The organism is Bradyrhizobium sp. LeoA1Lang (genome assembly GCF_055413685.1).
The window spans coordinates 12,803-27,383 of sequence record NZ_JBVAPG010000071.1; the positions used below are offsets into that span (position 1 = coordinate 12,803).

The 14,581-nt window shown below is 62.0% G+C and carries 11 protein-coding genes; 3 read left to right on the top strand and 8 right to left on the bottom strand.

The annotated features are described in order from the left end of the window. Positions 1–368: 368 nt before the first annotated feature. The 8 genes from ACZYOF_RS23155 to ACZYOF_RS23190 form a co-directional block, all read right to left on the bottom strand. A complete protein-coding gene (locus ACZYOF_RS23155) occupies positions 369–1,346 on the bottom strand; it encodes a substrate-binding domain-containing protein (protein WP_463717224.1) in 978 nt (325 codons plus the stop codon). Beyond that, positions 1,327–2,388, bottom strand: coding sequence for a hypothetical protein (locus tag ACZYOF_RS23160; RefSeq protein WP_463717225.1), 1,062 nt, complete (start codon positions 2,386–2,388; stop codon positions 1,327–1,329). The genes ACZYOF_RS23155 and ACZYOF_RS23160 overlap by 20 nt, the downstream gene beginning before the upstream one ends. 40 nt (positions 2,389–2,428) lie before the next feature. Then, the gene (locus ACZYOF_RS23165; RefSeq protein WP_463717226.1) at positions 2,429–3,886 is read right to left on the bottom strand and encodes a SidA/IucD/PvdA family monooxygenase; all 1,458 of its coding nucleotides are present in this window, start codon (positions 3,884–3,886) and stop codon (positions 2,429–2,431) included. A 4-nt stretch (positions 3,887–3,890) separates the two neighbouring features. Further along, the gene (locus ACZYOF_RS23170; RefSeq protein ID WP_463717227.1) at positions 3,891–5,396 is read right to left on the bottom strand and encodes an amidohydrolase family protein; all 1,506 of its coding nucleotides are present in this window, start codon (positions 5,394–5,396) and stop codon (positions 3,891–3,893) included. Further along, on the bottom strand, positions 5,393–6,310 hold the full coding sequence (locus ACZYOF_RS23175) for a polysaccharide deacetylase family protein (RefSeq protein WP_463717228.1): 918 nt from the start codon (positions 6,308–6,310) through the stop codon (positions 5,393–5,395). The genes ACZYOF_RS23170 and ACZYOF_RS23175 overlap by 4 nt, the downstream gene beginning before the upstream one ends. Then, positions 6,307–7,500 (bottom strand): amidase, encoded by a 1,194-nt coding sequence (locus ACZYOF_RS23180; protein WP_463717229.1) that lies wholly within the window; start codon positions 7,498–7,500, stop codon positions 6,307–6,309. Before ACZYOF_RS23180 ends, ACZYOF_RS23175 begins: the two co-directional genes overlap by 4 nt. A gap of 17 nt (positions 7,501–7,517) precedes the next feature. Beyond that, positions 7,518–9,002, bottom strand: coding sequence for a 4-hydroxyphenylacetate 3-hydroxylase family protein (locus tag ACZYOF_RS23185; RefSeq protein ID WP_463717230.1), 1,485 nt, complete (start codon positions 9,000–9,002; stop codon positions 7,518–7,520). 246 nt (positions 9,003–9,248) lie between these two features. Beyond that, positions 9,249–10,589: an 8-oxoguanine deaminase gene (locus ACZYOF_RS23190; protein WP_463699594.1), complete on the bottom strand. Its 1,341-nt coding sequence runs from the start codon at positions 10,587–10,589 to the stop codon at positions 9,249–9,251. 379 nt (positions 10,590–10,968) lie between these two features. On the opposite strand from ACZYOF_RS23190, the gene ACZYOF_RS23195 reads away from it, so the two are divergent. From ACZYOF_RS23195 to ACZYOF_RS23205, 3 genes are read left to right on the top strand one after another with little or no spacing between them, the layout of a single operon-like run. Then, the gene (locus ACZYOF_RS23195; RefSeq protein WP_463717231.1) at positions 10,969–12,549 is read left to right on the top strand and encodes an ABC transporter ATP-binding protein; all 1,581 of its coding nucleotides are present in this window, start codon (positions 10,969–10,971) and stop codon (positions 12,547–12,549) included. Next, entirely contained in the window at positions 12,536–13,642 is a 1,107-nt protein-coding gene (locus ACZYOF_RS23200) for an ABC transporter permease (protein ID WP_130577860.1), read from the top strand. The genes ACZYOF_RS23195 and ACZYOF_RS23200 overlap by 14 nt, the downstream gene beginning before the upstream one ends. After that, positions 13,639–14,559, top strand: a complete 921-nt coding sequence (locus ACZYOF_RS23205; protein ID WP_463717232.1) for an ABC transporter permease — start codon at positions 13,639–13,641, stop codon at positions 14,557–14,559. Before ACZYOF_RS23200 ends, ACZYOF_RS23205 begins: the two co-directional genes overlap by 4 nt. The last annotated feature ends 22 nt before the right edge of the window (positions 14,560–14,581 follow it).

Here is a 14,581-nt window from a genome sequence, read left to right on the forward strand (position 1 = left end):
TGGTAGGTTTTGGCCCAGCAGAGTCGAAAATACTCTATCTTTCAATGGGGATTGACTGACACTCTCTCCGTCACCGCCAAAATCCCCCATTGCAACAGACAGTTCCGCTGTCTTCGGAGCGGGCTTATTTAGTCCTGCACAAAGGTCTGTACAGCGCCCTGTACAATTCCTGATTCGGAGCGAGATGCCAGCTAAATGGGTGGCAACGCTTAGGCGGCCCGCTGACGCTTTGCAGCTCACCCGTATACCCGCGTTTTTGACCGCTTACTCGCAAACGGGATGAAATCTGGCTCTGCCTTGACTTGAGGAATCGGACTCTCTTCGGGAGTTCGCGGCCACGTTCCGCGAATTCGGTCTTCTCCGACTTGCTAAGTGGCAAGGAAATCTGGTTGAGGAAAGAGCTCTTCGGGTGCAAGCTTTCTGGAGGTCAGGCCATCTTCGAACATGTAGCGGCTGATGACGTCGAGAGTTGAGCGATTCTTTGCGAGGCCAACTGGCCAGTAGTCGCTGCCGAGTTGCTGCTCGGTGAACATCAGGTTCTCGAGCTGCCACGGCAGCATCGTACTCAGCGCCGCCGAATCGAACAGCCGCTCTCTGGCGATCGTTTGAGCCTTGGCGAAACCATCGAACACGGCTACGGCCAGGCCGGGGTTGGACTCGGCGATGGTTCGCTTGATGGCAATGAGGTGCATGGGTGGAAAAATGCCGGTCTTGGAGAAATACGCGAGCTCTGCCTCCATGGGATTTTCGAACAGGCGGGTCACCATAGGAGCGCGCCAGGTGCTCGGTGCTCGCGCCGTGTATAGCGCATCGATCTCGCCCTCCGCCAGCAAGACGGCGAGGCTCTTGTCATTCCTTTGCTCGTGCTTGAAGCGGTCGGGATAGAATTGCGGATGCTCGTCGCCGCTGCGGGCATTTTCCAGGCCGCCCGACACGTAGATCGGCGAGGTGCGCGGCAGTCCGAAATAATCCTGAAAGATACCACGCAGCCAGACTGCGGCTGCCATGTCGAATACGGGCACGCCGATACGCTTGCCGGCGAGGTCGGCTGGTGTCCTGATCCCCTTTGACGCGTTGACGAAGACGTTCGAGAAGCGGAAGTGTCGCGAGGGAAACACCGGTACCGCCACATAAGGCCGCTCCGGGCGTTCGAGCGACCTCAGGTAGGAAGTGATCGGAAATTCGCAGCAATCGAAGGTATGTTCCGTCAGCTGCTTGTTGAAAAGCGCTTGCACGCCCATCAACGTCACATTGGCATCGACGCCGGCGATCGATACTTCGCCGTTCGCGATCGGTCGGGTGCGATCGGAGTCGCTGAGCCCTATTTTAAGAGACAAGGCTGTCATATTTTCTGCTTTCTTCGGCCTTGAGGTCGCTGGAGCTCAGCCGCTTGACGAGAACGTCCAACAGCTCCGGCAATGCGAGCGGCGTCGCATTGGCGCCGCCGCGTGCGTAGATGGCGGTTGCCTTCGAGATGTCGATCCCCAGCCGACGCGACAGGCGCTGAATGGCCAGCTTGCAGTCGTCCGGCATGGGCAGGCAGGCGATCTTCTGCCCTACGGCAAGATGGTCGTTGGCACCGATCAGTTCCATGCGCTTGCTGCCAACCTTGCGCGAGGTCGTGACGTGATGAACGGCGCGCTCGCCGCGCGACAGCACGAAGCTGCGATGGGTCAGGCCCGGCGCAACCCATGAAATGATGTCGCTATAGTGATGGCCGATCCGCGCGACGACGTCGGCAAGGATGCGTGCCATCTCGTTGTGCATCATGACATAGTGCCGGCGCTCTTCGTCGCCCCATTTCCAGCGGGTCGCCGTGACTTGCACTGCGGTCGAGTCCGCCCTCCAGGGCGACACGGCGTTGCCCCGGTTCTCGAACAGGCCGGGATCGTCATAGGCTACCGCCGGCGAAGGTTTGCCGCGATATTCGACGATATGCTCGTAGGGGACGACGGCCATGGGCTCCGAGATCACCATTCGGTGCAGCACCGTGCCGCTGTCATTGGCGAGCGGCGAGAGATTCAAGACTTCCGGCGAAAATGGAGATTCGAGGCGAGCCTGCAATTCCTGCGGAAGATATGTGCGCTGCGTCGGACGGAAGCCTTCATCCAGCAGCCGCTGGTTGATCGCCATATGTTCGGACGAAAACGGATACGGCTTGGTCTTGGTGCAGGGCATGAACAGCAGCACGTGACGGCGCGCGGACGGCAGCTCAGGCTCATATTCGTTCTGGATGAATTGCAGCCATTCGGCGATGCGCGAATGCTTCAGCGAGTCGACATTGTCCTGCGGACTGTAAAGACAAAGCGTTTGGTCGAGCTCGAAGGGGCTCTGTATCTTCAGCGTTGACTCCAGGATGCGCTTGGATCGGTCCTCGACGCTCACCATGGCGAAGTGTTCCTTGTAGCTTTGCAGGGGCGGGTATCACTCATGCGGCGTTTCCCCGAGTTTCGCGCTCAAGCAGAGCAGCGGGGTCAAGCTCTTGTTCGTCGTAGTCGAGAAGCGACTGAAGATGGGCGTCGGCGTCTTCGACGAACAGGCCGCGGCTGATGCCCGTGGCGATACGATCGAGGCCGAATTTCAGGGCGGAAATGCCAGCGGAGCAGGCAAGGCTCGGCATCGCCGCAAACGTGTAGCTGAAGATGTTGGCGAGATACGGCGCCGATCCCGCGACCTTCTCGGTGAACTGGAAACTGGGTGACAGGTAAGGGTAGGCGCCGAGCTGCGGGTGTTCTTCGCCTGCCGGCGGCTGATATCGATCGGACCAGCGGGTGATCTTGTCGTGGAAGCGGGCCAATTCTGGCCGCGCGGCGAGATCGACGGTAAATCCGGTGCCAGCGATCAGGAAATCGAAGGTCTTCGTTCGCCCCGGGCTGGTCAGCGAAATCTTCCCGGCATCGAAACCGACACGCTCAAGCTGATAGCCGAGCTGCACGAAGAAATTGCTGTGACGAACGCACCGGTCGAACGTGTCCTGCGGGGGCGGCTGGTTCATGTCGAAAATGATCTTCATGAAACGCCATTTGCGGGCGTCATCGAGATCGCCGAAATGGCGCAGGAAGCCCGCGAACTCCATCCAGCGATTGGGATTGACGGTCGGAAGCTTGTTTCGCCGAGCGAACAGATGGACCGAGGCCGCGCCATTCTCGAGCGCCATGGCGGCGTTGTCGAACGCCGAGGCGCCGGCGCCGATCACGGCGACTTTCTTTCCGGCCAGTGCGGCAAAATCGATCGGCTCCGCCGTATGGGCGTAGCGCTCTCGCGGCAATGCCTTCGCGATCACGTCGGGCACGGACCACCGGCCGGACCCTTCGATCCCGGTGGCGAGTACGACGTTGCGGGCCAGCAGCTTCTCCGTCGCACCATTGCGGCGCGCGTGGACCGCGAGCAGGCCGCCCGCGAGCGGTTCGATATCGGTTACCTCGGCCCCGTTGCTCACCTCCACGCCGATGGTGTTGCGCACCCAGGTCAGATAGGCCTGCCAGAGTTCGCGCGGGATCTTGTTCAATTCCTCCCAGGAGGTCGCGCCGTAGAGCGCTTCCCACCAGGCACGGACCGAGAGGCTGGGAAGACCGAGATCCGGGCCGGTCACGGTCTTTGGCGTTCGCAGCGTGCGCATGCGGGCGAATGTCAGCCACGGACCTTCGAGACCGGCAGGATTCCTGTCGAGCACGCGAACGTTGGTCACCCGCTCGCGCAGGAGGCGAAAGGCGATCGAAGTTCCGCTTTGGCCACCGCCGACAATGACGGCGTCGTGCACGGGCTCGCCCTCGTGGTTATGCGGAATCGTCCATTGCCGGGCCGGGTAGCCGAGGCAATCCAGCTCAAAGCGAACACGCCGTTCGAGCTCGATCAGAGCGTCTCTTGCTTTATTCGTCGCAAGCATCAGGCTATCTCGCCTCCAGTGGAATACGCCGTTCGATCGAAAGCGGCTCCTGCGCCATCGACTGGGCGAAAGCCACGACATGGGGTTCGAGCCGGCCGGCAACGGTGCGGGCGTCGCACGTTGCGGCCGAGAGCCTCGCGAGGCTTTCAGCGACCCGGCTGCGCAGTTCCCGCGTGTCGATCGAAACGATCTTCCGATCGACGACCTTGAATTGGCCGCCGACCATGACGTCCGTCACCGCGGCGGAGTCCGCGCTTGTCACCAGCTGGTTGAGGAGATTGGTGGCGGGAATGAAATCGATGTGGTTCAGATCAAGCAGGGCGAGGTCGGCGCACGCTCCTTGTTCCATCGGCCCACAGGCCCCGAGACCGAGGATCTGCGCGCCACCTCGGGTCGCGAGCCTGACGACTTCGCTGGCTTGCAGCCATTCGTCACGTGGGCCGGCGAAAACCTGGGCTGAGAAGGAGGCAAGCCGCATCGCCTGCAGCATGCTCAGGGAGTCGGAGGAGTTTGCGCCATCGGTCGCCAGCCCGACATTGATGCCGCGCGCCAGCATCGGCCTGACATGGGCGATGCCAGATCCGAGTCGGAAATTGCTTGCGGGAATGTGCGCAACCGAGCAGCCGTGCTCCGCGAGCAGGTCGAGGTCGTCATCGTCGAGCCAGACGCCGTGCGCCGCCGTGAATTTGGGCCGGAGCATGCCGAGGTCGGCAAGATAGCGGACTTGGGAGCGGCCATAGATCTTGCGGGCGGCGACCGCCTGTAGCCGCGACTCTGCGATATGCATATGGATCGGCAGCCCGTGGCGGTCGGCGATCTCCATGCAGCGTTGCAGGAAAGGCTCCGAGCAGTGATGCGGGATCGTCGGCGCGATGGCGATCGAGATGCCCTTGGGGAGTTGCGCTCGCGTGGTCACGATTTCTTCGATGGCCGCAAGCGTCCTTTCGCCGCTTGCGAGGGAGAAGTTGCCCACCGACGCGCGCAAATCCGGCGGCAGCGCGTCCGCTAGTCCCGGGATCGACTGGAACAGGGTCTGGTCGGCGATCATCGGCGCGAGCGCGGCGCGCATCCCGGCATCGGCGTAGGCTCGCGCCGCCGCCATGAAGCCTTCCACCGTCGGCCGCGGAAACTCGTAGAGCAGATCGAAACAGGCGGTACAGCCCTTCGTCAGCATGTCGATGGCGCCGACCAGCGTCGACAGATAGATCGTCTCCGGATCGCGCGGGCCGGCGAGCCATGGTCCGTTCGTCAGCGACGCCTCGAGTGTCCACCTTTCGGCGATGCCCTTCATCAGATTGGCGTGGCCATGGGTGTGGGAGTTGACGAGACCGGGAACGATCAGCCGATCGCTGACATTGCGCCGCGTTGCTGAATGCGAAGGTGCCCCGCCGGTTGTTCCGATCCAGGCAAGCCTGCCGTCTTCGATCAGCAGATCCTTTCGATCGACCGTTCCGGATGCCGGATCGACGACGAGGCCTCCCGCTAGCAAGAGACGTTCCTGCGCCGTCATTGATCTTGTCCTGGGGGATGGGTCGTAATCCAGTGCCGGGCGATGTCACTACGGCCGGCGAACCAGACGGCTTCGTGCTTCGCCGCAAAATCGAGAAACCGGGTGATGGCCTCGAACCGGGCCGGCTGGCCGGAAATCCTGCTGTGCAGGCTGATCGTCATCATGCGCGGGTGACGGCGGCCTTCCTCATGGAGGACGCGCATGGCCGACGAAAGATGGTCGAAGAAATCGTTTGCCGTGCCGAGTTTTGCGGTCGCAAGCCGATTGTCGTTGTTGGTGAAGCTGTGTGGAATGACAAGATGGGGACGTTCGCCGACCCTTACCCAGTAAGGCCAGTCGTCAGCATAGCTGTCGGAATCGTAGAGAAAGCCGCCATGCTCGACCAGAAGCGCGCGGGTATGCCGGCTCGGCGAATAGCGGCTCTGCCAGCCGAGCGGACGGCGTCCGACCGCCCGCTCGAAGCCGGCCACGGCGCGGCCAATGGCGCTTCGTTCTTCGGCTTCGCTCATCAGAAAATGCCGGACGAAACGGTCGCCATGGCAGCACAGGTCGAAACCGTGTGTCTTGATCGCCTCCGCAGCGTCGGGGTTGCGCAACAAGGCTTGTGCGCAGGCGTTGACGGTGAGCGGGACGCTGCGTTCGGCCATGGTGTCGACGATCCGCCAGAAGCCGACCCTCGCGCCATATTCGAACAGCGATTCGGCGACGAAATCCCGCATTCCCGTCGGGACCTCCTGCGCGATGCCGTCGGTCAGCGCCAGTTCCGTTGCGCCGTCGCCATCGGGCATCGATGGTTCGGCGCCTTCTTCGACGTTGAGGACGATGACGATTGCCAGCCGTGCGTCGTTGGGCCAACGCGGCCTTGGCGGCCTTCTGCCGTAACCGATGAAATCCCGTTCGTCGTGGGCTTTCATTGCGCGCCCGAAGCTGCCGGCAAGGCATCGCCGATCCTGACGGCAAGATCGAGCAAAAGCTGATCGCGCCGTGGCCCCGCGATGAACGACAGTCCGATCGGACAGCCATCGATGGTGATTGCCGGGATGTTGATTTGTGGCAGCCGGCACAGGCTCGCGACACAGGTGAGGGCCAGCGTCTTTTCACGGAATTCGATCTGCGCCGAAACCGGGGCCTCGCGAAGTGGCGGAAGATCGTGCGCGGTCGGAATCATCAGCACGCCATCGTTTCCCAACAGCGATACCAGCCGGTCCGTCAGTTGTTCGCGACGCACCGCCGCGGCCGAGAATTTTGCGGGATCGACATGCGATGAAAGCTCGATCCGCTCGGCCACCGCGGGACTCAACGTTCGGCCCGGCATTGTGGCCCACGCGCCGAGCGTGGACCAGAGATCGTGGAGTTGCAGCGGCCTGAATGTGTCGAGCCAGAACTCGACCCCTTCCTCGAACAAGGTAACTTCAGTCGCGCCGCCCAGCGACCTTGCTACAGGCAGAAGCGCCTCGCCGATCTCGCGCACGGGGACGTCGAACGCGTCGCGCGCGAGCAGCAGGCGGGTCGGCTTGAACGGGCCGCTCGCTCCAAAATAGATCTCGCCAACGCGCTTCATCGTCGCCGCATCGCGCGCAAGCCAGCCGACGGAATCAAAACTTGGCGCCATCGCCATGATGCCGGCGACCGACAAACGGCCGTAAGTCGTGCGCAGGCCATAGAGACCGCAGAAGCTTGCGGGCACGCGGATCGAACCGCCCGTATCCGTGCCAAGCGCGAAGTCGCAAAAGCCGGCCGCGACGGCAGAGGCCGAACCACTGGACGATCCGCCGGGTACGCGCGCCGGTGCCTTTGGATTGATCGGTACCCCGAAATGCGGGTTCATTCCGAACATGCCGCAGGCGATTTCGTCGGTATGCGTCTTTCCAACGAGGTGCGCGCCAGCCATCAACGAGGCCAGCACGGCCGGCGCGGTCGCGACGGCCGGATCGGCGCCCCGCAACCGGTCCGGATTTCCCCACGCCGTCTTGTATCCGGCCACATCCATCAGGTCCTTGGCCGCAAAAGAAAGGTCCGAGAGCGGCCCATGCTCGACCAGCCTGAGCGAAGAGGGGCCATGCCCCACGAATGCCAGACGCCTGATCTCTTCCGCACTGACCATCGATCGCAACTGCCCGGCTACTCTGCGGCATCCGAAAGTTTCAGATCGCCTTTCGGCAGATCATAGGAACTCATGAACCGGTCGACGGAGCCCTTGACACTATCCCAGTCGAAAAACCGGAAGCTGTTTCCGCGCGTCACGAACGGTGCGCCGGAATAGAACATTTCATATTGCAGATGGCGTGAGCCGAATTCGGAACCGACCGCATCCCAGGCAAGCTTCATCAGCTTGACGCGCTGCTCCGACGTCGTGATCGGCGAACGCTGCGTCTTGTGAATGATGGCATTGGTTTCAGGGGTTGCGAAATCGGCATAGGAAGAGGGCACCATGATCATGCCGCCGCCCGAGAGCGAACGGATCGCTTCCACGATCTCCGGATAGGTGTTCTGCGCGATGACCTGGGCCGTGCAGAGCAGGGATCGGTCCGGCACGTAGAACTCGCCGAAAATCTCGCCCTTCATCTCCATCGCGATCACGAGCGCTTCGATGTTGCTCACCTTCGCAGCCATCAGACCCAAAGCCTCGCGCACCTGCGGAAAGTTGATGATGTTGTTGGTCTCGGCGATCTTGCGCGCCACTCCCAGCAGGAATCTCAACTTCACCATCAAGCGGACCATGCATTGATAGTTCTGGAAGACATGTGCACGGGTGTCGTGCCACTGGGCCTGGGCCATCTTCAGGTCCTTGAACACGAAGACGCGGTCCCAGGGTATCTTGACGTCGTCGAAGTGGACGACGGCATCGTTCTCGTCGAACCTGGAAGAGAGCGGATAGTCGAACGTCGAAGTGGCATTCTGCTCGTAGCTGCGGCGGGACATCAGCGTCAATCCCCTGACGCCCAATGGCACGACAGCCGTGAAAGCGTAGGCTTCGTCGCCCGCCTGCAACGCTTGAAAACCCGAGATCAGAAGCTCGTTCGCCATCACGCCGCTGGTCGCCAGCATCTTGGCGCCACGGATGGTGATGCCGCCGCTGTCCTCGTCGACAACGGAAGCCACCAGATGTGGATCCGGCTGCTCGCCCGCTGGTTTGCCTTTGTCCGATTGCGGATTGATGATGACGTAGGACAGGAAGAGATCGTTGTCCCGGGCGTACTGGAAATAGGATTCCAGTGCGGCCGCGCGGGCGGGGTGATGGTCGCGGAAGGCTGCAAGTCCCATCCGGAAGCCGGCGAGCGTGGACGCCACATGGTCGGGCGATCGGCCGATCATGCCGCATGACAGTGTCGACCATGTCTCGATGGCCTGTCGCCGCCTCACGAGGTCGCCATAGGTCTTCGGAAGCTGCCACGCCAGATTGACCCGCTCGCCGCTGGTCGGTGACTGGAACGTCATCAGATCAAGGTTTTCCGGCGCGGCCTGGAAATCGTACAGGCCGGCGACGGTCTCGATGACGTTGCGAAAGCTGGGGTCGGTCGTGATATCCGCGACCTTTCGCCCGTCGATGTAGATCGAGCGATCGTCGCGCAAACTTGAAAGATAGGCGTTTCCGTCTTTGGCCATGCAAGGACTCCGCAAAATTGTGCTGGAATCCGACGCCAGGCATTTACCCATTGCAGCCGGAAGCGTCATTGACACTAGTGTTCGCGAAGATCGGTGGTCAAGCTGAACCGTTGGGCAGTGCGATCGCCGGCTATTCCAGAGTTTTTCGCCCGCTATCGAATGGTGTGGTCAGGAATTGAGCATGGAGACGCGAAAATTGTGTGCAGTTGCATGCGGCCAGCTCCTTCATGCGTCGCTACTCGGCAGCTAGATGCTGGCGAGAAACGCCGCCGCAGCCCTGCCATGTTCGTATCTGAGCTGAGCGACATCGATCCCGACCGGTGCGCCATCCGTGACGCGCCATTTGCCCTTGATCATGACGCGGTCCGCTCGATGCGCGCCGCAGAGAACCAGAGCCGCGATCGGGTCTCCGGCTCCTGAAAATCGCAATTCTTCCAGCGTGAAGCAGGCAAGGTCGGCCTGACGGCCAACTTCGATCTTGCCGATATCACTGCGTCCAAGGCATCGGGCGGAGCCTTCCGTCGCCCACCTGAACGCATCGAGGTGGGTGACTGCGGATGCGTCGTACGCGAGCCGTCCAAGCAGGAATGCGTGGCGCACCGACTCCATCAGGTTCGAACTGTCGTTCGAGGCAGAGCCGTCCACACCGAGGCCGATGGTCGCGCCCGCAGCTTCCAGATCCCTGGTCCGGCAGATGCCCGACGATAGCACCATGTTCGAGGTCGGGCAGTGACAGATGCCCATGGCGTGCGCGCCCAGCCGCGAGATTTCGGCGTCATTGAAGTGGATGCCGTGTGCGAGCCAGACGCGTTCGTTCATCCAGCCGACCTGTTCGAGATAGTCGAGCGGACGGCAGCCATAATGGTGAAGGCAGTAATCATCCTCATCATGCGTTTCGCCGAGATGAGTATGGAGCAGGCAGTGATGCTTCGAAGCAAGTGTTGCCGTGTCGATCATCATCTGGCGCGTGACGTTGAACGGCGCGCACGGCGCCAATGCAACGCGCAGCAGCGAGCCTTCGCGAGGATCGTGATACTTCGCCAGCACCCGTTCGCAATCGGCGATCGCCGTATCGTGATCCTGCATCAATCGTTCGTCGGCGATGCCTCCGTTCGCAAAGCCGAGATTGATGGCGCCGCGCGTCAGCGTCATCCGCATTCCAAGCCGAGAGGCTTCCTCCGCTTCGATATCGACGGCGTCAGCCATGTCTTGCGGAAAAACGAACAGATGGTCGGAGGCCGTGGTGCAGCCGGACATCAACAGTTCGGTCAGCGCCACACGGACCGCGAGCCGGAAGCGGTCGCGGTCGAGATGGGAGCCCCAGATCGGGTAGAGCTGCTTGAGCCAGGGGAACAGCGGCTTGTTGATCGCCTGAGGGTGGGCGCGCGTCAGTGTCTGGAAGAAGTGGTGGTGCGCATTGACGAGGCCGGGAATGATCACGTGCCGGCGTGCATCGAATATCTCATCGCATGGCGTTGTCGGGCCGTCCGATCCGACCAGTTCGATGATCTTTCCGTCCTCAATGACAAGCCCGCGCTTGCCGCCATCCGCCAGCATGGCAATCGGATCGCGAATCCAGGTCTTCATCGGATGAGCGCCGCTAAACCGGCTTCTTGTGCGCGAGTGAGCGGTTTGATTCCGCTGCAAGAAACAGCTCGGCGGGCACCATCACGCGTTTTGACATAGGGCATTCTCGACCTCCGCAAATCCGATCGGTCGGAGAGCAAGACGGATGCCAGACACTATCAAGCTCATTCCGCGGTAAGGCACCGCCGCGACATCGCTCAGCGAAATGCGGTGCCAGCCGTCAACCTCGCGGCGGCGGTGGGTGAGCGAGGCGCCTGTCGGTTGTCGATTCCGCCGTGCCCCGGACCTCCCCTTGCAGCGACTTGGCGCGCAGCTTGCTTGTGTTCACCATGAGCGCGGCGAGATCCGTGCTTTTACGGGATCGAGGCTCATCGGAGACATGGACCAGTCTGGATTTGCCAATCTGAAGCCGCGTCTGGTGCTGACTGGTATCTCCAAGCGCTATCCCAGTGTCGTCGCCAACGACGATGTCTCGCTGAGCATCCGTCCCGGCGAGATCCACGCCGTGCTGGGCGAGAACGGTGCCGGCAAAAGCACGCTCATGAAGATGATCTACGGCGTCACCAAGCCGGACGCCGGCACCATCATGTGGAACGATCAGTATGAAACCATCGCCGCGCCGGCACAGGCGCGGCGGATGGGCATCGGCATGGTGTTCCAGCATTTCTCGCTGTTCGAGACGCTGACGGTCTGGGAGAACATCGCACTCGCGCTGGATGAGCCTGTTCCGACCGCGAAGCTGGCGCCACGGATAACAGAAGTATCGGAGAAGTACGGACTGCCCGTCGACCCCTATCGGCTGGTTCACAGCATGTCGGTGGGCGAAAGACAACGGGTTGAGATCGTTCGCTGCCTGCTTCAGGAGCCGAAGCTCCTGATTATGGACGAGCCGACGTCAGTGCTGACACCGCAGGCCGTCCTTACCCTGTTCAAGACGCTACGCCGGCTGGCGGCGGAAGGATGCAGCATCCTCTACATCAGCCACAAGCTCGATGAAATCCGCGCGCTCTGTGATACCGCAACTGTGCTGCGCGGCGGACGGGTCAGCGGCACGGCTATTCCGCGCAATGAGACCAATGAAGGCCTGGCGCGGATGATGATTGGCGGCGAACTGGCGGAATGCCGCCTCACGCCGCGCGAAGCCAAAGAAGAAAGACTGAAGGTCGAGCGTCTGTCGCTGGCTTCGCCTGATCCTTTCGGGACGTCGCTCAAGGAGATCGACCTGACGGTGCGCAGCGGTGAGATCCTCGGTATCGCCGGCGTCTCCGGCAACGGCCAGAAGGAATTGATGACGGCGCTCTCGGGCGAGCGCTTGAGCCCGGCTTCCATGATCGAGCTGTTGGGGCAGCCGGCCGGCAATCTCAATCCGGCGCAGCGGCGCGCGCTTGGCCTGACCTTCGTTCCGGAGGAGCGGCTTGGACGCGGCGCGGTGCCGCCGATGAGCCTGGCCCAGAACGCGCTTCTGACCGGAGCGCGAAAGGGCATGGTGCAGAGGGGCATCATCCATCCGTCGGTCATGGAGGCCTTTTCAAAGAACGTGATCGAGCGATTCAAGGTCAAATGCGGCGGCGACCAATCGGTCGCCTCTAGCCTGTCCGGCGGCAATCTTCAGAAATTCATCGTCGGCAGGGAGACGATGCTGCAGCCCAAGATGATGATCGTGGCGCAACCGACCTGGGGCGTGGATGTCGGCGCGGCGCAATTGATCAGGCAGGCCCTGATCGATCTGCGCGATCAGGGCGTCGCGATTCTGGTGATTTCAGAGGAACTGGATGAACTCTTCGCCATCAGCGATCGCCTCGCGGTGATCGCCGATGGACGTCTTTCGCCGCCGGTCAAGCCCGCGGAGACATCGATCGAGCAGATCGGGACATGGATGAGCGGCAAGTTCGGCGATCGGGCGGAGAGCCAAGGAGCTTCCGCAAACGCGCATCTGGAGACGGCCGATGCTCAAGCTTGAGCGGCGCGCGACGCCGTCGTCCATCATGAGCGTCGCTTCGCCGCTGCTGGCGGCGGTCGGTATGCTCGTAACCGGATTCGTGCTGTTCAAGGTCTTAGGCAAGGATCCGGTGGAGGCGTTCTATCTGTTCTTCGTCAAGCCGGTGTCGACCACCTACGGCATCGGGGAATTGCTCCTGAAAACGACGCCCTTGCTGCTCTGCGGATTGGGTCTCGCCTTGGGCTTCAGAGCCAATGTTTGGAACATCGGCGCCGAAGGACAGCTCACCATGGGAGCGATCGCCGGCGGCGGCGTCGCACTCTGGTTCGGCGACAGCGAATCTGCGTTTGCGATGCCATTGATGCTACTGGCCGGAGTGCTCGGCGGGATGGCCTGGGCCGCGATTCCCGCCTTTCTTCGAACCCGGTTCAACACCAACGAAATTCTCGTCACGTTGATGCTGGTCTACATTTCCCAGTTGGTGCTGTCGTGGCTCGTGCACGGGCCATGGCGCGATCCGCAGGGGCTGAACTATCCGCAGTCGCAAGGCTTCGGCGATGCCGAGACGATGTCGATCCTCATCAGCGGAACACGGGTGACCTGGGGCATTGTCTATGCGCTCGGGCTGGCACTGGTGGCCTGGATATTCTCGCAGAAGACCTTTGCCGGCTTCCGGATGCAGGTCGCGGGGCTGGCTCCTGCCGCGGCGGCCTATGCCGGCTTCTCGGAAAAGCGCAACATCTGGATTGCGCTGATGATCTGTGGCGCCACCGCCGGGCTCGCCGGCGTGTGCGAAGTCGCCGGTCCCATCGGCCGGCTGCAACAGCAGATATCGCCCGGCTATGGCTTCGCCGCCATCATCGTGGCCTGGATCGGCCGGCTGCATCCGATCGGCGTCGTGTTCGGCGCGCTGTTGATGTCGCTGCTTTATCTCGGCGGCGAGGCGGCACAGATGGGAATGGGCTTGCCGTCCGCGATCACTGGTCTCTTCCAAGGCTTGTTGCTGTTCTACCTCCTGGCCGCCGATCTGTTCATCACGTTCCGGCTGAAACGCGTTGCGCCGGTCGAGGCCAATACCTTGAAACCACCGGTACAGGCGGAGACCGCCGCATGAATCCCATTGTCCCGATGATCGCCAGCACCGTGGTCGCGGCCACGCCGCTGATCTACGCGGCTCTTGGCGAAACCGTCGTCGAACGGTCCGGCGTCCTCAATCTCGGCATCGAGGGCATGATGCTGATCGGTGCGGTGACCGGCTTCGCCACGACATATGCGACCGGCAGCGCTGCGCTTGGTTTCGTCGCTGCGGCCTGCGCCGCTGTCGCGTTGTCCCTGCTTTTCGGCTTTCTCACGCTCAACCTGCAGACCAATCAGGTCGCCACCGGCCTCGCGCTCACCTTGTTCGGCATCGGCCTGTCGGCCTTCGTTGGCTACAACTACGCCGGCCTGCCGGTGAACCGGCTGACGCCGATCACCATTCCCGGGCTGACCGCCATTCCCGTGGTGGGCGATCTCCTGTTTCACTACGACATCATGGTCTATCTCTCCATTGCACTGTTCGTCGGTGTGCAGTGGTTTCTGACGAAGTCGCGCACCGGCCTGACGCTGCGGGCGATCGGCGAGTCGCCGAGCGTCGCGCATTCGATCGGCAAGTCCGTCCTGAAGACGCGCTACCTGGCTGTGATGTTCGGCGGGGCGATGGCTGGCATCGCGGGTGCGTATCTGTCGCTGGTCCAGACCCCGATGTGGGTCGAGGGCATGTCCGCCGGCAAGGGCTGGATCGCGCTTGCGCTCGTGGTTTTCGGCACGTGGAAGCCGACACGCATCGTTGTCGGTGCGTATCTCTTTGGTGGTGTCACGCAATTCCAACTGTTCGCGCAGGGCTTCGGTCTGCCGATCCCGACCGAGTTCCTGTCGATGCTGCCTTACGCGGCGACGATCATCGTGCTGGTGATCATCTGCCGCGATCCCAAGACCATCTTGTTGAACCAACCGGCTTCCCTTGGCCGGAGTTTCCATTCGGCCGCGTGATCAGGGGCCTCGCGGTGCGGCT